This window comes from Metabacillus kandeliae (assembly GCF_021166585.1).
GTDB classification, from domain to species: Bacteria; Bacillota; Bacilli; order Bacillales; family Bacillaceae; genus Metabacillus_B; species Metabacillus_B kandeliae.
Genome location: NZ_JAJOZE010000001.1, coordinates 375,949 through 400,207 on the forward strand (window position 1 = coordinate 375,949; position 24,259 = coordinate 400,207).

The 24,259-nt window shown below is 45.3% G+C and carries 23 protein-coding genes and 1 pseudogene; 19 read left to right on the forward strand and 5 right to left on the reverse strand.

Annotated elements, in window-relative coordinates; translation table 11 throughout:
* Window positions 1-828: 828 nt before the first annotated feature.
* The 8 genes and pseudogenes from safA to yajC form a co-directional block, all read left to right on the forward strand.
* Window positions 829-975 (forward strand): annotated as a pseudogene (gene safA, locus LRR81_RS21400) (SafA/ExsA family spore coat assembly protein); the annotation flags it as partial.
* 1,623 nt (window positions 976-2,598) lie between these two features.
* Window positions 2,599-3,129 carry an intercompartmental signaling factor BofC gene (locus LRR81_RS01790; RefSeq protein ID WP_231787587.1) on the forward strand — a complete coding sequence of 177 codons (531 nt, stop codon included), beginning with the start codon at window positions 2,599-2,601 and terminating at the stop codon, window positions 3,127-3,129.
* 159 nt (window positions 3,130-3,288) lie between these two features.
* A complete protein-coding gene (ruvA, locus tag LRR81_RS01795) occupies window positions 3,289-3,891 on the forward strand; it encodes a Holliday junction branch migration protein RuvA (protein ID WP_231787588.1) in 603 nt (200 codons plus the stop codon).
* Window positions 3,892-3,901: 10 nt separating this feature from the next.
* Complete coding sequence (gene ruvB / locus LRR81_RS01800) at window positions 3,902-4,906, forward strand: Holliday junction branch migration DNA helicase RuvB (RefSeq protein WP_231788580.1); 1,005 nt, start codon at window positions 3,902-3,904, stop codon at window positions 4,904-4,906.
* Window positions 4,899-5,099, forward strand: coding sequence for a DUF2905 domain-containing protein (locus LRR81_RS01805; protein WP_231787589.1), 201 nt, complete (start codon window positions 4,899-4,901; stop codon window positions 5,097-5,099). Before ruvB ends, LRR81_RS01805 begins: the two co-directional genes overlap by 8 nt.
* A 76-nt stretch (window positions 5,100-5,175) precedes the next feature.
* Window positions 5,176-6,204: a tRNA preQ1(34) S-adenosylmethionine ribosyltransferase-isomerase QueA gene (gene queA / locus LRR81_RS01810; RefSeq protein WP_231787590.1), complete on the forward strand. Its 1,029-nt coding sequence runs from the start codon at window positions 5,176-5,178 to the stop codon at window positions 6,202-6,204.
* Window positions 6,205-6,253: 49 nt separating this feature from the next.
* Complete coding sequence (tgt, locus tag LRR81_RS01815; protein WP_331716323.1) at window positions 6,254-7,402, forward strand: tRNA guanosine(34) transglycosylase Tgt; 1,149 nt, start codon at window positions 6,254-6,256, stop codon at window positions 7,400-7,402.
* 99 nt (window positions 7,403-7,501) lie between these two features.
* On the forward strand, window positions 7,502-7,786 hold the full coding sequence (yajC, locus tag LRR81_RS01820) for a preprotein translocase subunit YajC (protein ID WP_231787591.1): 285 nt from the start codon (window positions 7,502-7,504) through the stop codon (window positions 7,784-7,786).
* Window positions 7,787-7,893: 107 nt separating this feature from the next.
* On the opposite strand, the gene LRR81_RS01825 is transcribed toward yajC, so the two are convergent.
* Entirely contained in the window at window positions 7,894-8,271 is a 378-nt protein-coding gene (locus LRR81_RS01825; protein WP_231787592.1) for a TIGR04086 family membrane protein, read from the reverse strand.
* Between the two features lie 162 nt (window positions 8,272-8,433).
* On the opposite strand from LRR81_RS01825, the gene LRR81_RS01830 reads away from it, so the two are divergent.
* Window positions 8,434-9,090 (forward strand): DUF421 domain-containing protein, encoded by a 657-nt coding sequence (locus LRR81_RS01830; RefSeq protein ID WP_231787593.1) that lies wholly within the window; start codon window positions 8,434-8,436, stop codon window positions 9,088-9,090.
* A gap of 2 nt (window positions 9,091-9,092) precedes the next feature.
* Here the strand turns inward: LRR81_RS01830 and spoVB are convergent, their stop codons facing one another.
* Complete coding sequence (gene spoVB / locus LRR81_RS01835) at window positions 9,093-10,655, reverse strand: stage V sporulation protein B (protein WP_231787594.1); 1,563 nt, start codon at window positions 10,653-10,655, stop codon at window positions 9,093-9,095.
* A gap of 119 nt (window positions 10,656-10,774) precedes the next feature.
* Between spoVB and LRR81_RS01840 the strand changes: the two genes are divergently transcribed.
* From LRR81_RS01840 to LRR81_RS01855, 4 genes are all read left to right on the forward strand, one after another.
* A complete protein-coding gene (locus tag LRR81_RS01840) occupies window positions 10,775-11,068 on the forward strand; it encodes a post-transcriptional regulator (protein WP_231787595.1) in 294 nt (97 codons plus the stop codon).
* A gap of 37 nt (window positions 11,069-11,105) precedes the next feature.
* A complete protein-coding gene (secDF, locus tag LRR81_RS01845; protein ID WP_231788582.1) occupies window positions 11,106-13,346 on the forward strand; it encodes a protein translocase subunit SecDF in 2,241 nt (746 codons plus the stop codon).
* Window positions 13,347-13,510: 164 nt separating this feature from the next.
* On the forward strand, window positions 13,511-13,951 hold the full coding sequence (locus tag LRR81_RS21405) for a LapA family protein (protein WP_408631574.1): 441 nt from the start codon (window positions 13,511-13,513) through the stop codon (window positions 13,949-13,951).
* A 227-nt stretch (window positions 13,952-14,178) separates the two neighbouring features.
* Window positions 14,179-14,745 (forward strand): YhcN/YlaJ family sporulation lipoprotein, encoded by a 567-nt coding sequence (locus LRR81_RS01855; RefSeq protein WP_231787596.1) that lies wholly within the window; start codon window positions 14,179-14,181, stop codon window positions 14,743-14,745.
* Between the two features lie 356 nt (window positions 14,746-15,101).
* Here the strand turns inward: LRR81_RS01855 and LRR81_RS01860 are convergent, their stop codons facing one another.
* Together LRR81_RS01860 and LRR81_RS01865 are read right to left on the reverse strand one after the other, a co-directional pair.
* Window positions 15,102-15,335 (reverse strand): hypothetical protein, encoded by a 234-nt coding sequence (locus tag LRR81_RS01860; protein ID WP_231787597.1) that lies wholly within the window; start codon window positions 15,333-15,335, stop codon window positions 15,102-15,104.
* A complete protein-coding gene (locus tag LRR81_RS01865) occupies window positions 15,332-15,601 on the reverse strand; it encodes a hypothetical protein (protein ID WP_231787598.1) in 270 nt (89 codons plus the stop codon). The genes LRR81_RS01860 and LRR81_RS01865 overlap by 4 nt, the downstream gene beginning before the upstream one ends.
* A gap of 74 nt (window positions 15,602-15,675) precedes the next feature.
* Between LRR81_RS01865 and LRR81_RS01870 the strand changes: the two genes are divergently transcribed.
* Window positions 15,676-16,146, forward strand: a complete 471-nt coding sequence (locus tag LRR81_RS01870; protein WP_231787599.1) for an Hsp20/alpha crystallin family protein — start codon at window positions 15,676-15,678, stop codon at window positions 16,144-16,146.
* Here the strand turns inward: LRR81_RS01870 and LRR81_RS01875 are convergent.
* Window positions 16,130-16,375, reverse strand: a complete 246-nt coding sequence (locus tag LRR81_RS01875) for a hypothetical protein (protein WP_231787600.1) — start codon at window positions 16,373-16,375, stop codon at window positions 16,130-16,132. The genes LRR81_RS01870 and LRR81_RS01875 overlap by 17 nt on opposite strands.
* Window positions 16,376-16,460: 85 nt before the next feature.
* Between LRR81_RS01875 and LRR81_RS01880 the strand changes: the two genes are divergently transcribed.
* The 5 genes from LRR81_RS01880 to LRR81_RS01900 all read left to right on the forward strand — a co-directional run bounded on the left by LRR81_RS01880 (window position 16,461) and on the right by LRR81_RS01900 (window position 24,193).
* A complete protein-coding gene (locus LRR81_RS01880; protein WP_231787601.1) occupies window positions 16,461-16,874 on the forward strand; it encodes a hypothetical protein in 414 nt (137 codons plus the stop codon).
* A 165-nt stretch (window positions 16,875-17,039) separates the two neighbouring features.
* The gene (locus LRR81_RS01885) at window positions 17,040-18,755 is read left to right on the forward strand and encodes an NHL repeat-containing protein (RefSeq protein ID WP_231787602.1); all 1,716 of its coding nucleotides are present in this window, start codon (window positions 17,040-17,042) and stop codon (window positions 18,753-18,755) included.
* Complete coding sequence (locus tag LRR81_RS01890; protein ID WP_231787603.1) at window positions 18,739-19,737, forward strand: alpha/beta hydrolase family protein; 999 nt, start codon at window positions 18,739-18,741, stop codon at window positions 19,735-19,737. The genes LRR81_RS01885 and LRR81_RS01890 overlap by 17 nt, the downstream gene beginning before the upstream one ends.
* Window positions 19,738-19,765: 28 nt before the next feature.
* The gene (locus tag LRR81_RS01895; RefSeq protein WP_231787604.1) at window positions 19,766-21,187 is read left to right on the forward strand and encodes an extracellular solute-binding protein; all 1,422 of its coding nucleotides are present in this window, start codon (window positions 19,766-19,768) and stop codon (window positions 21,185-21,187) included.
* Window positions 21,188-21,304: 117 nt separating this feature from the next.
* Window positions 21,305-24,193: an Ig-like domain-containing protein gene (locus tag LRR81_RS01900; protein ID WP_231787605.1), complete on the forward strand. Its 2,889-nt coding sequence runs from the start codon at window positions 21,305-21,307 to the stop codon at window positions 24,191-24,193.
* The last annotated feature ends 66 nt before the right edge of the window (window positions 24,194-24,259 follow it).

Genomic DNA, 24,259 nt, shown 5'->3' on the forward strand with positions numbered 1-24,259 from the left:
ACCTGTCCCTCACTGCTTTAAAGCAGGAGAGGACAGGTAACCCGCTCTTATAAACCTTATCATTTCTAGGTTTTTCCTAACTAGGGACATACCTTTAACACACTGCCATACTGAGGGACAGGTGCAGCATATCAGGCACCTGTCCCTCGTTCCGTTAATTGGCAAAAGGACGGGTGGTGGAGTATTTAAGTCTTTCAGCATCAACCATTCTGCTTGAAGGGGACATGTCTTTATTCTGGCAGTGTACCGGGGGACAGGTGCCTCTTTTTAAAGGGGTCAGGTACTTTTCACCTTACCCAAAAGAGTTCCCTTCAGGCAAAAGCCCCTGTCCCCCTCCTAATATAGTTACCTGGCCCTCAGTGCTTTAAAGGAGAAGGGGACAGGTAACCGGCTTTAGTAAACCTTCGTCATTCCTATGTTTTTTCAAAACAGGGACATACCTTTAATCAACTGCCATACTAAGGGACAGGTGCAGCATATCAGACACCTGTCCCTCGTTCCGTTAAATGGTAAAAGGACAGGTGCTTTTGTACTCAATTCCTTCTGCCCCAATTGGTTAACAGTATGGGGACATACCTTTAGCCTGCTGCTGTACCGGGGGACAGGCACCTCTATATGTATATTTTGAAAACAATCCTGCCCCGCCCACGCCAACAAGGACAAATAACCAATCCATACCCTCCTGCATATCTAAATAAAGGGCATTCACCCACCTCTATGGATAATAGGCATAATCCGTCCCTCAATCGAATAAATTTGTGGTGAAGAATAATGACGTTTAGCTGTATGCTGCATTGTTATACAGTTGATGAATAGGAGGGGCAGCTGTTGAAAATCCATATTGTGCAAAAAGGGGATACCCTTTGGAAAATTGCTAAGAAATACGGGTGTGATTTTGAAGAGTTGAAGAAAATGAATACGCAGCTGAGCAACCCGGATGCCATAATGCCGGGGATGAAAATCAAGGTTCCTGCCGGAGGAGCAGGAAGTAATTTAAACAGCAATCCTGGAAAAAAAGAAATGCCTATGAATATTTCTCCGAAAAAAGAAATGCCGATGGAGCATCCTTATGCTAAAGAAAAGCCGAAAGAAGCACCAATGAAAGAGGAAGTAAAGGCAGAGAAGAAAGAAGCACCGGTTATGCCTAAAATGCCGAATATTCCTCAACCGCTGTATCCTGAAATTGATATTAATAATTATTATTCCCTTAACATGAATCTTCCGCAAAAACAGCCTGTGCTTCCGAAAAAGCCGGCGAATGTACTTCCAGAGGCAAAGCCTAAAGAAGTGATGCCGGCTAAGAAAGAAACAGCTGTTTCTCCTGCGAAGAAAGAGGAGGCTGCCAAAGGAATGGCAATGCCAAACAACATGCCGAATGCGAACATGCCAGCGAATGTAGCGCCGGCACAAACTATGCCAGCTTATCAGGGACCAGAATGCATGCCTGTATCGCCTGTAATGCCAGGGTCAGGTTTTTGCCCTCCAGGGTTCGTGCCAGGTCCATGGTGTCCGCCTGGCTATGTTCCAGGACCAATGCCGTACGGTTATGCTCCAATGCAGCAAGGTGTGATGGGAGCTTATGAAAACGAGCCGAACGTGATGGGGGCTTACGAGAACCAGCCAAACGTGATGGGCGCTTATGAAAACCAGCCAAATGTAATGGGTGCATATGAAAACAACGCCAACGTCATGGGAGCTTATGCCAATCAGCCAAACGTAATGGGAGCCTATGATAACAATGCAAACGTAATGGGAGCTTACGCTAATCAGCCGAACGTCATGGGCGCCTATGAAAACAACGCCAACGTCATGGGAGCTTACGCTAATCAGCCGAACGTCATGGGAGCCTATGAAAACAATGCCAATGTGATGGGTGCCTATGAAAACAACGCGAACGTGATGGGTGCTTACGCAAACCAGCCAAACGTGATGGGCGCCTATGAAAACAATGCGAATGTGATGGGTGCTTATGCGAACCAGCCGAACGTGATGGGCGCATACGAGAACAATGCGAACGTGATGGGAGCATACGAGAACAACCCGAATGTGATGGGAGCCTATGCGAACCAGCCGAATGTGATGGGAGCTTACAATCCTGGCTATGATGATTGCGGATGCGGCGGACCTGCTATGGGCGGCTACAGGTTTGGCAGTCCTTATGGCGGCGGAATGCCAGGCGGTGCATTTGGAATGCCTCAGTATGGAAGCCAGTACGGCGGTATGCCTTGGTACGGCGGCCATTATGGCGGAATGCCGGGTTATGGTCAATATGGCGGAATGCCTGGATACGGAGGACAGTATGGCATGCCTCAATATGGCGGCCAATACGGCGGAATGCCTGGATTCGGCGGCCAGCAGGGAATGCCTCAGTACGGACAGCAGGGGCAAATGTTTGGAAGGCCGTTTTATGAAGATGGATATGAAGATTAATGGTTTGAAGACTGCTTGAGACGATCCTTTATCGTCTCTTTTTGTTTTTTATTTGCGCTTTATAAAAATAGGAGCAGGAGGGCTAAAAGAGAAAGATTTGGCAACAATAAAAAAGAATAAAGCGGGGCAAGCAATATGGCTGCTTGATAATTACCTCTATTATAAAGGGTGAGCCAGTTGAAGAGATTGAAATCTATATTAGTAATAGCCGTTTGTTTTCCGATTCTCTTTTTTACCTTCCAGCTGTTCGGTAAAAATTTAAGCGAGGCAAAGACAGGGGAACCCCTGAAGGTAAATGTGCTGCTTGAAAGAGTTTATCTTGATGGTGAAACAAGTGAAGAAAAGAAGACGGAAACTGTTTGGTCAATGGAGGATTTTTGGGCTGAATATGAAGGATGGAAGCTCCTTGAAGAGGGGCCTTCCCGTATGATTTTTCGGAAAAAGGTGGATGATATTTCACCTTTAATGAAGGCGAATGGCTACTTCGGCATAACAGACAATGGCATTTTAACGATCTTTTTAGGAAAGCCGGATCATCCTTCAAAAGTTATCCAGTCATTTTTTCAGATTGATGTTGGAAAGCTGGAAACGAAAAATGTTCAAGAATTGGATAAAGGAATCAGAGTGGAGAACAGGAAAAATTATGTGAAAGTAATTGAATCCTTCAGGCGCTATTCAACGGTCCCGGAAAAAAAGTGAAAAGCTGCATATGCGGCTTTTTTATTATTTTCAGGCTCTCAAGGAAATGAATTTTCAGCCTTGCTGTCCAGAAGAAATGACGAACATATGTTAACAAATTGTGCTCAAAATGGCGTGTTTTATGATACAATGAGTTTCAGTCAATAAGAGGTGAAGCCATTGATCGAGTTTGTTAAAGGGATTGTAGATGAGGTTACTCCCGAATATGTTGTTGTGGAGAATGCGGGAATCGGCTATAAGATTTATACTCCAAACCCTTTTATCTATAAAAGAGACAAAGAGGAAAAGGTGTTTACATATCAGCATGTCAGAGAAGACATTTTGGCCTTGTACGGTTTTCAGTCGCGGGAGGAAAAGAGCCTCTTTACAAAGCTGTTAAATGTAACGGGAATAGGACCAAAAGGAGCTTTAGCGATCCTCGCTTCCGGAAATCCCGGGCAGGTAGTGGAGGCTATTGAAAGAGAAGATGAAGCGTTTCTTGTCAAGTTCCCGGGGGTAGGCAAAAAAACAGCCCGGCAGATTATTCTGGATTTGAAAGGGAAGCTGGCGGATGTAGCGACTGAGCTTATGCCTGATTTATTTACACATGAAGAGATCGGCAAAAGGGACGAAGCTTCAAGGTCCCTTAATGAAGCTCATGAGGCACTGCTTGTTCTCGGGTATGCCGAGAGAGAAATCAATAAAGTTCTTCCGTCCTTGAAGGAGGAAAAGCTTACAACAGATCAATATGTAAGAAAAGCATTGCAAAAGCTTTTAAAGTAGGGTGATCATGATGGATGACAGGCTTGTATCAGGCCAGGCAGAGCCGGATGAATCCGCACTGGAGCTAAGTCTGAGGCCGCAAAAGCTTCATCAGTATATCGGCCAGGAAAAAGTGAAGGAAAACCTGAAAGTATTTATTGATGCAGCAAGAATGCGTCAGGAAACGCTGGATCATGTGCTGCTGTTTGGGCCTCCAGGGCTTGGGAAAACGACGCTGGCGTCAATTATCGCCAATGAAATGGGTGTTAATATCAGAACGACTTCAGGCCCTGCCATTGAAAGACCTGGGGATCTTGCGGCCATTCTTTCCTCGCTTGAGCCTGGAGATGTGCTGTTTATTGATGAAATTCACAGGCTGCAGCGATCCATTGAGGAAGTTCTTTATCCGGCAATGGAGGATTTTTGTCTTGATATTGTGATAGGGAAAGGATCAACAGCCCGATCTGTAAGGCTTGATCTCCCGCCTTTTACCCTTGTAGGTGCGACTACAAGGGCTGGACTGCTTTCAGCGCCGCTGCGCGACCGTTTTGGCGTTCTTTCGCGGCTCGAATATTACCGGGAGAATGAGCTGTCTCTTATTGTGGAAAGGACAGCAGAAATTCTTCAAATAGGAATTGACGGCAAGGCAGCAGAAGAAATTGCCCGGCGTTCACGGGGCACCCCGAGAATCGCCAACAGGCTGCTCCGAAGGGTTCGGGATTTTGTTCAAGTGAAGGGCGAAAGGCTCATCACAGAGGAATTTGCGAAAAATGCTCTTGAAAGGCTGCAGGTTGACAGGCTGGGGCTTGATCACATTGATCATAAACTGCTGCTTGGGATTATTGAAAAATTCAGAGGCGGACCGGTTGGAATTGATACAATTTCGGCTACAATAGGAGAGGAACCGCATACCATTGAAGATGTGTATGAGCCCTATCTTCTTCAAATAGGGTTTTTGCAGAGGACTCCAAGGGGGAGAATGGTAACAGATGCTGTTTACCGGCACTTTAACATGGAGGTCCCTCACAATGAATGATTTTCCGAAGGTTATGATGATTCTGGGTGCCGTTCTTTTGGCGGCAGGATTTTTGCTGCAGTTTATCGGAAAGCTTCCGGGCGATATCATTTTTAAAAAAGGCGGCACAACCGTCTTCTTTCCGATTGTTACGTGCATCGTAATCAGCATCATTTTATCTCTCGTGTTTTCTTTCTTTGGAAGAATGAAATAAAAATCAGTAACATTTTGAGTGCCTGTCCGTATTAAAATGAGACGGGCTTTAATGAAACAGAAATCAGGTGACAGATATGAAGGTAGAAATGTTTGATTTTCATCTGCCGGATGAATTAATCGCCCAGACGCCGCTTAAGCAAAGAGATGCTTCAAGGCTGATGGTGCTCAATAAACAAAATGGCGAAATTCAGCACGAATCGTTCCGCGGCATTCTGAACCATTTGAATGAAGGGGACTGCATCGTTTTGAACGATACCAGGGTGATGCCTGCCCGTTTGTTTGGAACAAAGGAAGATACAGGAGCTAAAATAGAAATTCTTCTGCTCAAACAGCTGGAAGGCGATCAATGGGAAACGCTTGTAAAGCCTGCGAAAAGAGTTAGAGAAGGCTCTGTGATTCAGTTTGGCGACGGCCTGCTTGAAGCTGTCTGCACCGGGACAGCAGAGCATGGCGGCCGGGTTCTGGAATTTAAGTACAGCGGCATCTTCTATGAAGTGCTGGAGCAGCTTGGAGAAATGCCGCTGCCGCCTTACATTAAAGAACAGCTGGATGACCGGGAAAGGTATCAAACCGTTTATTCTAAAGAAATCGGCTCTGCTGCCGCTCCGACAGCAGGTCTTCATTTTACAGAGGAAATCTTAGAAGAGATTGAGAAAAAAGGCGTTCATATCGCTTATATTACCCTTCATGTCGGCCTAGGAACATTCCGCCCTGTCAGTGCAGAGACCATTGAGGAACATGAAATGCATTCTGAGTTCTACCAAATGAGCGAGGGAACGGCGCGTCTCTTGAATGGAGTCAGGGAAAATGGAGGCCGTATTATAGCGGTCGGCACAACATCTACAAGGACACTGGAATCTATTGCAGGCAAGTATGATGGACAGTTCAGGGAAGAAAATGGCTGGACGAATATTTTCATTTACCCCGGCTATCATTTCAGCGCCATTGACGGCATGCTGACAAATTTCCATTTGCCTAAATCATCTTTGATTATGCTGGTCAGCGCGCTCGCAGGAAGAGAACCGATCATGCATGCCTATGAAACTGCCGTGAAAGAAAAATACCGGTTTTTCAGTTTTGGCGATGCGATGCTTATTATATAAAGCGCGCGGAATGCTGCTCTAAAGCAGCGAAATAAAGGAGGGAAAATGGGTGGCAGCTGATTCACCAATTCGCTATGAATTGATTAAAACCTGCAAGCAGACAGGAGCAAGGCTCGGGATGGTGCACACCCCGCATGGGTCATTCGAAACGCCTGTATTTATGCCTGTAGGAACTCTGGCTACAGTTAAAACAATGGCACCTGAAGAATTAGTGGAAATGGGTGCCGGCATTATATTAAGCAACACCTATCATTTGTGGCTGCGTCCGGGACACGACATTGTGAAGGAAGCAGGCGGCCTTCATTCTTTCATGAACTGGGACAAGGCTATATTAACGGACTCCGGCGGCTTTCAAGTATTCTCGTTAAGCGAGTTCAGAAAAATTGAAGAAGAAGGCGTGCATTTCAGAAACCATTTAAACGGCGATAAATTATTTTTATCACCTGAAAAAGCAATGGAAATTCAAAATGCTCTCGGCTCTGATATTATGATGGCATTTGATGAATGCCCGCCATACCCTGCAGAACACGATTATATGAAAAGAAGTGTGGAACGGACGAGCAGATGGGCAGAGCGCTGCCTGAATGCCCATGGAAGGCCGAATGATCAAGGACTTTTCGGCATCATTCAAGGCGGAGAATATGAAGAATTGAGAAAGCAGAGTGCAAGAGATCTGACATCCCTTGACTTCCCAGGCTATGCTATCGGCGGATTATCTGTCGGCGAGCCAAAGGATGTCATGAACAGGGTGCTGGAGTATACCACACCGCTTCTCCCTTCTCATAAACCGCGCTATTTAATGGGAGTCGGTTCACCGGATTCGCTTATTGACGGAGCAATCCGCGGCGTCGACATGTTTGACTGCGTCCTGCCGACGAGAATTGCGAGAAACGGCACACTGATGACAAGCAATGGCCGCTTGGTAGTCAAAAATGCGAAGTTCGCACGGGATTTTGGTCCGATTGACGAGAACTGCGGCTGCTACACATGCAGAAACTACTCACGGGCTTATATCAGGCACCTGATCAAGTGTGATGAAACGTTTGGCATACGGCTTACTTCTTATCATAATTTGTATTTTCTGTTAAACTTAATGAAACAGGTGAGACAAGCGATTCGGGAAGACCGCCTTGGCGACTTCCGCGATGAGTTTTTCGAACGCTATGGCTTTAATAAGCCGGATGCAAAGAATTTTTAAGCAAAAGAGATTTTATTGCTGAATCTGTTTGAAAAAAACGCGGCGGCATTTATGCCGCAGGCATTTTTATAAACGTTTGCAGAAAGGGGTGAAAACTACATGGGAATTTTATCAACAATCGGCCCGCTGATTTTAATGTTTGCGATTTTCTATTTCTTGCTCATTCGTCCGCAGCAAAAGCAGCAGAAGAATGTGCGCGAAATGCAATCAGCATTAGCAAAAGGCGATAAAGTCGTTACAATCGGAGGCCTTCACGGCACCGTTGACGCAATTGATGAAGATCAATTCGTTTTAAAAGCAGGCGACGGATCACGTCTGACATTTGACCGCCGCGCAATCCGCGAGGTGCAAAGAAAAGAATCTCCGTCACTTAGCAAAGAATAATACATAGAAGAGTTTTCTTCTGATGAAAAAGGAAGGCGCCGCAAAGGTGCCTTCCTTTTTTGATGCATTTACTTTGTCTTCAGGGGCTGTTCAAGGCGCTTCCGCTTTTAGCGTGAAGAAGAAAGGTTGACTCCCATCATGCCGCCGAGCATGGCTGTGAGCATAAAGCCGCCATGAAAAGCGGCTTGGCTGAGTGTAAAGGAGGACCCGAGGCCGAGGAATTGAAATAAGATGATAATCAGTGTAAAGAGAAGGGAAGTAATGCCTCCGATGAGCCAGCCCTTTTCTTTCCCTTTGCCGCCAGAGACAAATCCTCCAATAAAAAGTGTGAGAAATGATAATGCAACCATCACCCATTTTAGCGTTCCTTCCGTTAAACCGGTAAATTTCAGCAGGAGCGAAATGATTAGACTGATGATCAGCGCCATTGCAAAAATAGTCAGCAAGCCATGCATGATGGCTTTTCCCCATCTTCCTGTTTCCATGCGGCATCTCTCCTTCAGGCTTGTTTCCCTATGTTTATACAAGCATATTCCGCTGCGCCGAAAATAGAATCCATTTTCCTCAAAATGGAAAAAGAAACCTGAATGCTTCCAGTCTGTGTGCAGAGAATAAATATAGACGAAAAGCGGCAGGGAGGCCATTTCATGGAAACGTACCTTAGTATCATTTTGCGGACCGTTCTTCTTTATTTTTTGATTATCGTGATTTTCCGCCTAATGGGAAAACGTGAGATTGGCGAGCTGAGTGTGCTGGATTTAGTTGTTTTTATTATGATTGCGGAAATGGCTGTTACAGCTATAGAAAATACGGGCGAGCCAGTGATGCATACGGTCCTGCCGATGCTTCTCCTTTTGGGCATACAAATCAGCCTTGCGCTTATTTCGCTGAAATCTCAAAAGGTCAGGCATTGGATCGACGGCAAGCCAACGATTATTATCAATCATGGCAAAGTTGATGATAAGGCGATGAAACAGCAGCGCTATAATTTTGATGACCTTCTTATGCAGCTCAGAGAAAAGGACATCAATAAAATTTCTGATGTTGAATATGCCATCTTAGAACCGTCAGGAAAGCTTTCTGTTATAAAAAAAAGCAAAACAAAACGGGAGGATCTGCAGCTTCCGTTTATTGTAGACGGAATTATTCAGCACGAAAACTTGAAGAATTTAAACAAAACCGAATTTTGGCTCAGAAAGCAGCTGAAAAAGCACGGCCACAAAAACCTGAGGGATATTTCTCTTTGCACATACGGCAACGGCGTTTTTTATGTGGATATGAAAAATGAAAAAGAACAGCATTAATGTTATTTCTTGGCCCCGATCCATTTGCCGAAGAGCGGAACACGGCGAAGCTCTTCGAGTGAAACCAGTTTAAACAGCATAAGCAGCAGCAAATAAATCAGCGAAGTTAAACAAATGGAAAGCAAAAGGCTGCTTACAGAGGGAAGCTTTGAAAAAAACAAGGTACATGCATAATGGCTGACAGCACCGGTCAGGATGATGGCAAAAAAGCTGTACAAGTAATCTTTTGCATAAATGGACATGGAGATCACCTTCATTACTGTTGCAAGATGCAGCAGGGTGACAAGCATGATGCCTGCAGTTATAGCGAGTGCTGCTCCCGTGATGCCGAGGGAGGGCCGTGATGCCAGGAGAAAAATCATCCCTGTTTTGGCGGCTGCCCCAATCAAGCTGTTAAACATGGCAGCTTTCGCCAGGTTCAGCGCTTGTAGAACTGCCTGCAGGGGCCCCTGTATATACTGAAAAATAAAAAATGGGGCCATCAGCTTGACCAGCCCTGCTGCGTCATTATTTCCATACATAGCAGTCATCAGGGGCTCTGCAAAAAGATACAGCACGAGGACGGCAAGGCCGCCTGTCACGATGCTGAGCCTGAGAGCCTGTCTGAGCCTGTGTTCAACAAGCTGATGGTTCTTTTTCGCCATGGCTTCGCTGATGGCTGGTACAAGCGAAGTTGACAGAGAATACGTGATAAAAGAAGGCAGCATCAAAAGGGGAAGAGCGTAACCGGAAAGCTCACCATACTGCCTGGTCGCCATAACGGCCGTTATTCCTGTCAGGGCAAGGCTTTGTGCCACAACAACCGGCTCAAAAAACCAGGCAATCGATCCGATCATCCTGCTTCCGGTCGTCGGCAGGGCTACCTCCATCAAACTTGCAAAGGTTGCTTTTCCCTTTTTTGCAGATGCAAAAAAATTTTTTCTAATCTGCATTTTCTTTTTGCGCTTAAAAGAAAACCAAAGGTACACAAAGGAGACCGCCTCGCCAATCACGGAAGAGATCATGGCGCCTGCAGCTGCGTATTCAATTCCGAAGGGATAAAGCATGTTTGTCAGAAGAGCAATAAGCGAAATCCTGACAATTTGCTCAAGCACTTGTGAATAAGCAGCAGGCTTCATATTTTGCTTTCCCTGGAAATAGCCTCTTAGAACAGACGAAACAGCGACAATAGGCACAACAGGAGAGATGGCCAGAAGAGGGTATAAGGTCCTTTCATCTGTGAGCAGGGTGCTGGATATCAGGGGAGCAAGGATAATCATCAGCGGAGTAATTATAAGGCTGAGCCCGCCAGTTATGGAAAGAGAAACAACAAGAATTTTTTTGACCTTCTGCTGGTCTTTTTCCGCTTCAGCCTCTGCTACGAGCTTTGAGATCGCAACCGGAAGGCCGCACTGTGTAATGGTAATGGCCAGAACAAGCGTCGGTACGGCCATTCTGTAAAGTCCAACGCCCTCAGGCCCGACGAATCTTGCCAAGACAATATTGTTGATAAACCCAAGCACTCTCGTAATCATTCCGGCAGCTATTAAAATAAGCGTCCCTTTTAAAAAAGTTTGCTTCGACATTCCTCTACCTACCTTCTCAAACAGCGTCTTTTCATATACAATTACTATATGCCGAGCATCTGACCAAGCATGACAAGTTTGCAGGGGCGTACAGTTTAAAAAGCACAGGAGTGTGGGCGATGGAGAAACATCCGGCAGAATTATACCATCAGCATGTGATGCCTTTTTTAAAAAGCAAGCTGGAAGAATTTAAAATTATTGGGTATAATCATGTCACGGAAAAACAGTTATGGGACTTCTTGACCAGCAGAAAATGGAAAACGATGAGGGAGCCTTTCGTGCATGAGCTCGTAAGGGATATTATGTCTGTAAAACCAGGAGATTTTATGAATCATACGACAGTGGAATCCTTTAAGTCTGCTGCTTGGTTTGATTCGCCGGAAGGCAAGCAGCTTTTAGATGATTTAATTTGACAGCTGTGAGGGAGACTTTAAGGAGGATACATAGATGATAAAAAAAGGACGCGTAGCCGCGTTTTTTCTTGTGACCATTATTATTGGGGTAATTGTTGGGCTCTTCAGCAATAATGCTGCAAAAAATATTCCGCTTGGCCTTGATTTGCAGGGCGGTTTCGAAATTCTTTATAACGTTTCACCGGCCAATAAAGGAGATCATATCGACAGAAGCACGCTTCTAAGCACAGTTGATGCTCTTCAGCGCCGCGCCAATGTGCTCGGCGTCAGTGAACCGAACATTCAAATTGAAGGAAATAACCGCATCCGCGTTCAGCTTGCAGGGGTTAAGGATCAGAATAAAGCGAGGGAAATTCTGTCCACACAGGCTCAGCTGACCTTCAGGGATGTAAATGACAAAGAAATGCTGAACGGCTCTGACCTGTCAGAAGGCGGAGCAAAGCAGCAATTTGATCCGAATACGAACAGCCCGGTTGTATCGGTAAAATTGAAAGACAAGAACAAATTCAAACAAGTCACCCAAGATATATTGAAGATGGGTGTTCCAAACAACAAGCTGGTTATCTGGCTTGATTATAAAAAAGGGGACAGCTATAAAGCAGAAGCTGCAAAGCAGGACCCTAAATTCCTTTCTGACCCGTCTGTCAATGAAGTGCTGAATACGACAGATGTCCAGATTACAGGCAACTTCACCGTAAAAGAGGCGCAGAATCTTGCCAACCTTTTAAATGCAGGAGCGCTTCCTGTAAAGCTTGATGAAACGTACTCCACATCTGTCGGAGCTAAATTCGGCCAGGAGGCTCTTCAGACAACTGTCCTTGCCGGAATTATCGGAATCTCAATTATTTTCTTGTTCATGCTCTTTTTCTATCGCTTGCCGGGGCTCATTGCCGTTATTACGCTAAGCGCCTATATTTATGTTATTCTTCAGGTGTTTGACTGGATGAATGGCGTGCTGACCCTGCCAGGTATTGCCGCCCTGATTCTCGGGGTCGGGATGGCAGTAGATGCGAACATCATTACCTATGAGCGGATAAAAGAAGAAATCAAGCTTGGAAAGTCGGTCCGTTCAGCATTCAGAGCCGGAAACCGCCGCTCCTTTGCTACCATTTTTGACAGCAATATCACTACGATTTTAGCTGGTGCCGTGCTGTTCTTCTTTGGGACAAGCGCTGTAAAAGGATTTGCGACAATGCTGATTGTCAGCATTATCGCCAGTTTCCTGACAGCGGTATTCTTAACAAGACTGCTGTTATATCTCTTGGTTGAAAGCCGGTGGCTTGATAAAAAAGCTACATGGTTCGGAGTCAAGAGAAAACAAATTCTTGATATTAACAAAACTGGTCCTAACACAGAAGCACCGACCCGTTATGATCGAATTGATTTCCTTAAGTACAACAAGCCATTTGCAATTTTTTCAACAGCTGCAGTTATTATAGGGATTGTGGTGCTGTTCATTTTCAAACTGAATCTTGGCATCGACTTTGCCAGCGGAACGAGGGTGCAGGTAAATGCAGACAAGCCTCTTACCGCAGAATCAGTAACGAAAGAATTTCAGACTGTCGGACTGAAGCCCGATGAGGTGGTTCTGGCAGGGAACAATAACAACACGGCTGTTGCCCGTTTTGTCGGAGTATTGGACAAATCGAAAATTGCTGAAGTAAAAGATCAGTTTGATAAAAATTTCGGCTCGAGCTTGAGTGTGAGCACGGTATCGCCTGAAGTTGGAAAAGAACTGGCGCGAAATGCCCTTTACGGTATTTTAATTGCATCAGTAGGCATTATCATTTATGTGGCGATCCGCTTCGAGTTTTACATGGCGGTTGCTGCCATTGCATCTCTTTTGTATGATGCATTCTTTATTGTCGCCTTCTTCAGCATCACACGCCTTGAAGTCGATGTCACATTTATCGCCGCAATTCTGACCATAATCGGCTATTCCATCAACGACACGATCGTTACCTTTGACCGGATCAGGGAGCTTGAAAAGAAATACCGCATGAAAACAAAAGAAGATTTGCGGATCATTATGAACAAGAGCTTGCAGCAGACCTTTACAAGATCAGTTAACACGGTATTAACTGTATTAATTACGGTGATCTGCATGCTCATTTTCGGAAGCGAATCCATCCGCAACTTCTCAATTGCGCTTCTCGTCGGCTTGATTTCCGGTGTTTATTCTTCCCTCTACATTGCTGTTCAGCTTTGGGGCTATTGGAAGGGCAAACAGATTGAAAAGAACCGTGAAGCGAAAGCAGTGGAAAAACCGCAAGTGTAAAAAGCAAGAGCGCACAGATATGCCATGTGCGCTCTTTTTTTACTTTTAAAAGTTCCTGTTGCAGGTGTGCGGGTTTCAAATCTGCTGAGGGCGGGGTAAAAATACATAATGTAAAGAAACTTGCTTCATTCTATAAAAGAATGAAGCAGAGAGGGGGAATACGCTTGAAAAGGCAATGGAGCATTATACTGACGATTATCTTTGCGCTGATTGTGGCTATTTTTGCCGTAAACAATGTCAGCAGCGTATCGGTAAACTTTTTATTTGGACAAACAAGATGGCCTTTAATCCTTATTATACTGGGCTCTGTACTAATGGGCGGATTGCTGCTGGGATCCACAGGCATGTTCCGCACCTATTCTCTTAAGCGCCGTGTTAAGGAGCTTGAGAAGGAAAATGATGAATTGAAAATTCAAATTGAAAAGCATCGTACTGCAGAAAGCACTGCTGCTGCAGCTGAAACTGAAACTGCAACTCCGATCGAAACAGAAGAAGCACTGCATGAACATAAGAATGAACCTTCTGCAGCACGGGAAGCAGAGGAAGAGCAAAAGATTTCCTCAGCTAATCAGAAAAGACAAAGCAGAATGGAGCGTCATCGTTAAAATAATGGAGAGTGTTCAATCTTATTGAGCACTCTCTTTCTATTTTAGGCTGGGTTAAAGAGGAATGCTGGAGGCTCACTGCCTGCCCTGCGGAAAGCGGACGCCTGAAACGGAAATCAGCATCCAAATTTAACAGAGCCATATTTTAAATGCTTTTCCTGTGCATGCATAAGTTTAGTAAAACTGCGCACCTTAATGTCATGAGAACAGGAAAGGTGGCCGTAAAAATGAAAGTTGCTAAAATAGGCGCTGTTATTCTGCTTGGAACCATGCTTACAGCAGGATGCGGCATGAGCAATTCCGAAAATAAAAAAATGAACCATCCGCAAAATACGTCTTATGATCAAAATCAAAAAAGCAATATGAAGGACAACATGCAGAACAATTTGAACAACGGTGTCAAAAATCTTGGGAATGACGCAAATCAAACCGCCAACAGAGCAAAAAATAATGTCACAGGAAAAATGTCCCTTGCTGAAAAAGAAGCAAAAAATGCTGCTTCGCTCAAAGAAATCAAGCATGCATATGTCATTGCGACAGACAATAATGCTTATGCAGCAGTTGAGCTTACAGGCGATAAAAACCAAAAGCTCACTGAGGACGTGAAAGGCAAAGTAGCAAAGCAGGTAAAAGCAGTAAACCCAAGCATTCGCAATGTATTCGTCAGCGCCAACCCTGACTTTGTTGACCGCATGAAAGACTATTCCAAAGATCTTCAAAAAGGCAAGCCTGTAAGCGGACTCGCCAATGAATTCGCAAAAACCATTCAAAAGATATTTCCGAATAGACAATAACAGAAAAGAACCGCTGCTGCGGTTCTTTTTGTTTTTAGAACGAATAGCGTGTGTTTTTCCCCTCCAGCGCTTGTCGGGGCTGAACGAGCGGCTTCCGCTTTTCTTAATTGTCCAGCTCCAGCCGCTAGCCCCTCGAGTCGCTTCGGAAAAATCCAAAAAGTCTAAGACCGGACTTTTCGGATTTTTCCTCCAGCGCTTGTCGGGGCTGAACAAGCGGCTTCCGCTTTTCTTAATTGTCCAGCTCCATCCGCTAGCCCCTCGAGTCGCTTCGGAAAAATCCAAAAAGTCTAAGACCGGACTTTTCGGATTTTCCCTCCAGCGCTTGTCGGGGCTGAACGAGCGGCTTCCGCTTTTCTTTACACAACACTGTTTTTTATGGAATTAGAATCCGTAAGGTCAGAGTCGAGAACAGAGCTGATGGGGATGTAAATAGGGGCGAGGTCGCCGTTTTCTTCTCCGAAGCCCTGGTTTTGCTTGATGGAGAGGAAATAATCAATTTGCTGAAGGGTGCCGACATTGAATGTCCCGCTTCTGTCTATTACGTTAACCTTAAACCCCATTATGTTTACGACCATTGGGGAAAAAATCATTTCGGCTGCTCCTCCTTTTTAACGGGAAAAGAATTGGAATCAAATGAGGAGAGAGAATCAAACTGGTCCCTGTCGTCCACGATTCCTTTAGGCTGGAAAAAACCTGACATGTCTCCCATGCTTTGGCCAAATCCCTGATTTTTCTTGTCTGAGTTGCTCCATTCTGCGAGAAGGTTCTGCCCGACGTTAACAGCAGAGGCATTTTCAAAGGAATTAATTTTCAACATGAAAATATTAATATTTATATAAGGCGAAGGCGGTCTCATTTTCATCCCTCCTTTTCCTCTCAATTTTATGACGGCCAGCAGATGAATATGTTGACTCCTTGGGGGAATCAAAAGTGGACGCTGAAAAATTAAAGCAGTGGATTAACCTTTCCAAGAACATGTACGGCGGTGATTTTTGGAGAGGCATTTTCGATGATGACACGATGAAACAGTTTATGCAGGATCTCCCCTTTTCGGACACCGGTGCTGTAAGCAGGCCGGATAATAAAAACGGATTTCCTGCTATAGATGTAGCGGAGACAGCGAAAGAACTCATTTATATCATTTATCTTCCAGGGGTTGATAAGCACCAGGTGCAGCTGGCATCTTACGGAGAGTACTTAGTTGTAAGAGGCTCAAGGGCTCTTTTGTTTCCGGAGCAGGTGTATAAAAGCATTGAGGGCCACTACGGAGAATTTGAACGGAAAATCAAGCTTCCCGAATATATTGTCCCCGCAGAGGCGGCAGCGAAATTTATGAATGGCGTCCTTTTTGTCAGTTATTCCAAATCTATGCTGAGAGGGGACATTATTCCGATTGAGTAAAATGCTCTGTTTTAATGGAATCGGCATCTGCCCCGTCGTTATCCAGCACAATCTGGATGGGCTGAAAGACAATTGTGCCATCTGAATTCTGCTCTCCAAATCCATTGTTTCGTTTATTGGACAGCGAGCGGTTCACAAGCATTGATTTTCCGACGTTCATCGAACAGCCTGCTCCTATTGTATTGATTTTCATTCCGGCAATTTGAATGCCGGATCCGGCTATCTGCATGGAAACTCCCCTTTCATCATATTTTCCGCCTGACACACATAGAATGTAGGACAAGCCCTCTGAACCTGAACGAAGCGGTGATAAGATGTCATTAAAAAACCTATTCTCCCTATTTAAAAAAGATGACCAAATCGCCAAGCTCCATGAAAAACTGGATACTGTTGAGAAGAAACTGGAAGCACTGGACAATCTGAAAGACATGATGGCAAAGAGCAGCAAAAAGGAACCCGCTAATGGAACGGTTATTGAAGAAGTCCAGATTAAAGTGGATAAATTTGTTCTGGAAAAGCTTGAATATAATATTCATATGGGCCAGATCGGCATCAAAGAGCTGAAAGGGCGCTTAAATATTGGAGCAACCTATGGGGAATTATTTCCCTTTCAGATGGATGAACAGCTTGGTGAAAAAATAGACGAAAAAGTCGAGGAGTGGAAATCAGACCATGCAGCACAAAAGAAAGCTGAAAACACGCCTCATGTAAACATTCGAGCCAGTTAGCCCCTGGTTTTTTTTACGGAAAAAAATGATTTGACAAAAGTTTAGAATTTTTTGAATAATAGTATACAGGTAAATAACAGGTGAAAGGAGCTGTTTTCCATTTTCCGCAATCATGGTGTCCCCATCCATGCGGCTGAAAACAGAACGGCTGCTGTATGCAGAAATATGAACGGAGAAGAAAGGCTTGTTATCGGTGCAAAAGGCTTTGTTCTGGTTGTTGATCCGGCAACAGAAGAGTGCAGCCAGCTGAATTTGCCATCTAAAACAGATTATCCTTATGTGACGTTTTCCTCGAGCACCGGAATGTTTTATACAGGATGCGGGAGTTTCTTTATTGAACTGGATCCGTTTCAAATAAAAATCATTACGCAGCTATCACCTGTACAGGAAGAAGCTGCCGTGTTCAGTATTTGCGAAGCAATGGACGGAAGCATTTGTTTTTGTACGTATCCAAGCCTGGAATTATGGCACTATGATCCTGATGAAAGAAGGTTTCGCTTTCTAAAAAAGCTGAGTTCAGAAGAAAAATATGCAGGAACGCTCGCTGCGGGAGAAGATGGCTGGCTTTATGCCGGAGTTGGAACAGAAGCTGGCTTTGTAGCGGCATATTATCCGCAAACAGGTGAAGCGAAGGAGCATTTTGATAAAAGCAAAACAGGCAAGCGGACAGGGTATGTCAGGAAAGGAACAAACAATAGAATATACGGCCAGCTCTCTGCAAGGGATTTGAGAGAGCCTTCAGATGAAGAGGCGTGGTTTCTTTTTTCAGAAGGGGAAGCTTTTCCTGTAAAAAAAGATGAGGTGCAGGAGCCGCTGTACTGGGGAAAAGGCTTTTCTGCCTGTTACGGGCAGCTGAAAGGAAAGCATAAAATTCAATCCTTTAGTCTCCCTGATAAAGTTCTGGAAACAGCTGAAAAGACCATTGAGCTTAACTACGTTTCAGAAGGAGCAGAACTGAGCGTGCTGGCATTCGGTCCTGACGGGAAGGTTTACGGCACATCGATGCATCCCCTGCAATTTTACGCCTTTGATCCTGGAAAAGAGAGCTTTCACGTGCATGGCGGACTGGAAAAGGGAGAAGGGGGCAACATCTGCGCCTATGCTGTATCAGGCCAATGGCTGGCAGGAGCTGCTTACACAAATGGAAAGCTGTATCTTCTTGATGTAACAGCAGGCGGAATTCCTGAGCTGAAGGGAGAGCTGAAAGAAGTTCATCGCCCGCGCTGCATGGCTGTTCATCCTGATGGAAAGGAATTTTATATCGGAGGGTATCCAGGCTACGGGGAAAGAGGCGGTTCTTTGGGCATCGCTGATTTCACAGAAGGAAGGATCGAAACGATTCCAAACAGCCTGCTGTTTTCAGACGAAAGCATTGTGAGTCTGTCGATGCTCCCCGGCGGAGATCTGCTTGGAGGCACAAGCGTGCTGACACCGGGCGGCGCAGCCCAGACTAAAGAACATGCCCGTATTTTCAGGATGAAAGGCAGGCCGCTATTCAGCGTTTCCGCTGAAATGGTGATAGAAGGCGAAGAAGAAATTGCCGGCATTCTTTCAGCTGATGAAGAAGGAGCAGCACTGACAGGGAAAAGCACCTTTATTGTTTTTAGCTTGGAGAACCTGCACACTTTAAGCCAAATTCAGCTTGAGAAATTTGGACGGCCTGCAAGGAACGGCTTGTTGAAATGGAAGGAATTCTACTTGTGCCTGCTGGAAAAAGCAGCCGTTCTTGTGAACAGCAAAACGCTTGCTCTCCAAGTTATCCCATCACCTGTTTCCATAACGGCTGGAAGTGCCATATACAGGGATAACGTCTATTTTGCGAGCGGAAGCAGCTTATGCTCGCTGAAGCTAAAAGGAGGAGCACATGCCGTATTCTCTTGATCAGCTGGAAAAGAAGGGAATCCCCCCGCTCCCGGCTGCCAGGCCCTGCTGGGAAAAGCAGCGCATTGCTGTGAGTAAAGCGTGGAGTGAAATGGTAAAAAGAATAGCAGAACCTGCAGGGACGGATTATGAGACAGTGCGAGAAGAAAAGGAAGAGGGCTATATCCGCAAAAAAATTATCTATAAAACAGGAGACGGCGATCAGGTGCCGGCTAACCTGCTGATCCCGGAAAAGCTGGAAAGGCCATGCCCGGCTGTTCTGGCTCTTCATCCGACAGATGCATTCGGAAAGGACGACATTTCTCATCCAAGAGGGAGAAAGGAACGGCAGTATGGAATAGAGCTTGCAAAGAGAGGATTTGCCGTACTTGCTCCTGATGCGATTACAGCTGGAGACAGAGTCCTGGCTGATAGCCTCCCGTTTCATACAGCAGCTTTTTATGAAAAGCATCAAGGCTGGACGGCAGCGGGGAAAATGATATCTGATCATAAGCAGGCTGTGTCGGTTTTGGCAGGGCTGCAGGAAACAGACAGCGGAAGAATCGGAGTAATCGGCCATTCGCTCGGCGGGTACAACGCCTATTTTTTATCAGCGCTGGATGAGCGGATCAAAGCCTGCGCCATCAGCTGCGGCTTTAGTGTTTTTACAGGAGATCCGGAGAGAAACAGATGGGGGGAACGGGAGTGGTTCAGTCACTTTCCAGAGCTGACTCAGTGGGTGGAGAGAGGGGAAGTGCCGTTTGAATACCATGAAATTCTTGCCCTCCACGCACCGCGCCCGCTGTTTGTTTATATGGCAATGAATGACCCGATTTTTCCCCATTGGACAAGAATAGCGGAAGGACTGAAAGAGGTGGACGGTCTTTACCAGGTGCTTGAAGCCCATGAGAGGCTTATGATCCTGATTGGAAACGGCGGCCATGATTTTCCTGCTTCAGTCCGTTCAGCAGCCATCCGTTTTTTAGGCCAATGGCTGCTTTAAACAAACAGAAAAACCAGGAGAGATGCTCATGCAATTGCGAAGGGAAAGCAGTTTTGAAAAAAAATATAATGTATTTACAGCAGAATTAAAGGATGAAATTTTGAGCGGGCGGATGAAGGAAGGGGATTTTCTATTGCCGGAAAACGCCCTCAGCAAAAAATATGATATCAGCAGAGTGTCAATCAGAAAAGGACTTGCCGAGCTTGTTGAAAATGGATACATCGAAAAAATTCCCGGAAAGGGAAATAAAGTGGTGTTCAGCGCAACAGCTCACGTGACAGAAATTAAGCTTGCCTGGTTTTCTTCCTCCTATGAACTGGAAAGCGTCAGAAAAATATTAAAGGCGTTCCACAAGGAGCATCCTTATATCCGCGTCACATTTGACGTGCTGCCTGAAGCAGAGTATGTCAGCCAGATTTCGCACAATATTAAACAAAACAGCGGCCCGGATTTGTTTATGGTGTCAGATTCCCAATTCCGCGAAATGAAAGAGGACGGCAGCCTGGAGCATCTTGAAGCCTATCAATCAGCCAACCTGACAGAGGAAAACAGCTACAGAAAAGTATTTGAGCTTTTTTCCCATCAGGGCGCAGCCTATGCTGTTCCTTTTATTTTTTCTCCTGTTGTGATCTGCTATAACAAAAGGATCCTGCGCCAGGCTGGCATTCAAGAGCTGAGCGAATTAAAAAATTGGGAGGAGCTGCTGTTTGCCGCTAAAAAAATGACAAAAGTTTCGGAAGACGGCACAGTGGAGCATTATGGTTTCTGCTTTTCCTCTTCCTATCACAGGTGGCCGGTTTTTGTTCTGCAGAACAACGGGAAACTGATGGCTTCAAACAGAAGCCGCTCAGCTGTAGCTGATCCTGAAGCAAGAGCAGCACTGGAATTTTGCACAGATTTGATGTATAAGCACCGGGTTTCCCCGATTTTTGCACATGGAAGCGATCATCTTGCAGAGGATATTTTCAAAAAAGGAAAAGCGGGAATGATTCTGACAACCTATTATTATTTAAACGAGTTCAGAGACATGGATTTGGAATGGGACATTATGCCTGCGCCTGCAGAGGAGAGAAAAGCTGCACTGTTAATCGGCGGGGGACTGGCAATCAATAAAAATACTCCGCACAGAGGGGCCGTGCAGTCACTTGTAGATTATATGGTTTCTGAAAAAGCACAAAGCATTGTCAAGCAAAACGGATGTACAATTCCTGTATTAAGAAAAGCGGCTGAAGATGACAGTCTGCTGAAAAAGGACCTGCATCCGGCGCAATATAAAACCTTTTTAAAAGTACTGCCCTATGCACAGCCGGTCGGAGACCTGAATTTAACGTCCAAAGAGGCGAAGATGCTGCAGAGCGAGCTGAATCTTCTTTGGGCCAATATGGAAACCCCTCATGAAGCCTGTATGAGAATTGAAAAAATCCTTAATAAGATGCTTGCTGAATCATAAAACTGGTTATGTTTACTTATTTTTGGAATAATCAGATAAAAGAAGTTTACAGATTTTAGAAGCCGGGATACCCTTAAGTTAATAGACAAGTAAAATACAAGTACAAAGGAGAATATCATGAATCTGCGTTTTCTTCGTATTTTGACTGTTTTGCTTATGGGGATTTTCTTGCTTTCAGGATGGAAGGAAGCAGGAGCGGCTGAAGAAACAGAATGGGTTAAAATATTGCCTGAGAAAATTAATCTGCATGCTGGACAGGCTGTTCCTCTTACTCTTTTAGTAAAAGAAAAGGGTGAACGCCCGCGCTATGTGCCCCGGCCGGAATTTAGATCAGAAAATGAAGATACGGCATTTGTAAAAGAGGGTAAATTATACGGGAACAAGCCCGGAAAAACAGCTGTTACAGCAATCTATAATGGAATAAAGGATGAAAGCATGGTGGATGTAAAAGAAAAAGCAGGAAACTACTCAGACTATCACGTTCAGATGAACCTGCCGGGTGATCTTTCGGTTGGAAGCTACATAAAGACTCCTATAACAATTGAGGCGAAGACAGTTCGAAAAAAAGGTTTTGATGGGGTTTCAGCCAGGATCGAAAAGCTTGAAGGACCCGGAGATGCAGTCATTGCCATTGATTCAAGCCCGAAGAGAGCACTGCTGAACAGCGGAGAGCTTTTGGCTGCTCCGGAAGACCTATCTCCAGCCTATAAGCAGGCCATACAAACGGAAATAAAATTTACGAAAGCAGGGCACTACAGCTTCGAAGTCATGATAACAGGCGAAGATGGTGAATTTATAGCCCGCACAGCAGTGAGTGCTGAAGTGAAGCCATCTTTTCAGGATCTTGGCGTTCAAATTCATAAGCTCATGGCAATGAGAGGGGCTTTCGGAAAGGATGAGAACGGCCGTGCTGTCGCCTACACCGTACTTGCAGGAAGGCCTGCTGAGCTTGCTGCAGTGGACATTGAAACAGAAACGGTGAAAAAGGTTGTGCCGCTGCCTGAAGCGGAAGCAGCATGGGCTGTAACAGTGGCATCTGACGGCAAAGTATATGCAGGCTCCACGCCGAATGGCAGCCTTTATCAGTACACTCCCGGCGATGAGGAAGCCGTTAATTTAGGAAAGCCTGTTAAAAATCAAACTGTCATTTGGGATCTTGTACCAGGAAAAGACGGAAAGGTATACGGCGGCACGTATTATGACGGCCATACCTTTGAATACAGCCCAGGAAAAGGTTTTACAGACTTCGGCGAAATGGTGCCTGGTGAGGAGTATGTCAGAAGCGTTGCCTACAGCGAAACAGAAAACGCCTTGTACGCCGGGGTCGGCGCCCATGCCCATTTAATCAAGTATGATTTGAATACAGGCAGGAAAACAGATGTCCTCCCGCAAGCCTACAGAAAATCCATCTCTGTATATGATCTCCAGGCAGAGGGCGGAAAATTATTTGTCAAGCTGGAGCCTGATTTCAAGCTTGTTGTGCTTGATGAAAAAACCCTTGAAGTTGATTTTGAAGGGCCGATTCAATCAAGAGGCGTTTCACCGCTGACGCCTGATGGCAGGCATGTTTACTATACAGCAGACGGCATATTGCAGGAATACAGCCTTGATGAAAAAATAGCAAAGCCTGTGGAAATCGGCAGTCAAAAAGTCAATGTGGAAGGTCCTGCAATTGGCTTCGGCTATGCTGACTTGAACAATGGACCATTTGCATCAGATACTCTTGTCGGCTTCAGCGGCAACTACGAAGGGAAATTTTTTAAATTCAGCAAAGCTCAAGGGGCATTGAAAATTACGAACCTGCCGCTGCCTCCGCAATCAACCAATATTTATAATATCGGAGGAGGACCTGATGGCAAAATATACAGCAGCGGCTTTATCGGCGGGGATCTTGGCATCTTCAATCCGCTGACAGGGAAAACACAGCAGGAAACAGGACTTGGGCAAGCAGAGGGAATGACATCAGTCGGAAGCAGAATGTTTTTCGGCATTTACCCGAGAGCGCGGATTTTTTCCTATGATACTTCACTTCCGTGGAATAGAAAAACCAATCTCAAAGAGCTTTTTAACCTGCATGGCGAAAATGAGCAAAACCGTCCTGTTGCGATGATTTCTCTCCCTGAACGAAATGAAATTTTTGCCGGGACAATTCCGGATTATGGAAAAATCGGAGGCTCTCTCTCCTCTTACAGCCTGACGACAGGGAAAGTGACCATCAACCGTAATATTGTGGAAAATCAAAGCATCATTTCGCTGGCAGAATACAACGGAATGGTGTATGCGGGATCAAGCATCTTCGGCGGCACTGGTTCAGATCCTGTTGCTAAAGAGGCAAAGCTGATCGGATATGATGCATCATCCGGCAGCAAGCTGTTTGAAACAGCACCTGTTCCGGGAAAGGCATCGATTGGCGCCCTTTATGCGGACGAAACGGGGAAATTATGGGGTATTGCCCAGGACACGCTCTTTCTTTTCGATCCTGCATCGCAAAAAACGGTTTACCGCAGTTCTGAATTTCCAAATGCCGGAGCGATGAGAATCGGCACAGACCTCATTAAAGGCAGCGATGGCATGCTGTACGGAACGCTTGGCAAACAGTTTTTCAAAATTGATACAGCCTCCAAAAAAGTAACCTTTCTGCATGATGATGCGAGTAAAATAGCTGCTGATAAACTCGGGAATTTCTATTTCATCCAGGGGGACGAGCTGTCAAACGGAACGAACATTTGGCGCTATACGAACACAGACCCTGTCATCAGAGTAGAGGCGCTGCTTTTGAACAAAAGTGCGCTCACTATGGAAAAGGGAAGAATCATGCAGCTTGAGGCAAAAGTTATTCCGGAGTTTGCCACAAATAAAAAGCTGACGTGGAGCTCAAGCAATAGCGGAACAGCCAGTGTGGACCAAACCGGACTTGTAACAGCTGTTTCAGAAGGTACAGCCGTTATTACCGCTGTATCTGAAGATGGCCGGGTAAAAGCATCGGCTGAAGTTCAAGTAGAATAGAGAAAACGCCCGGTCTAAGCCGGGCGTTTTTCATTTGGGCAGGTGTAAGGCATAAGTCCTGTCTGC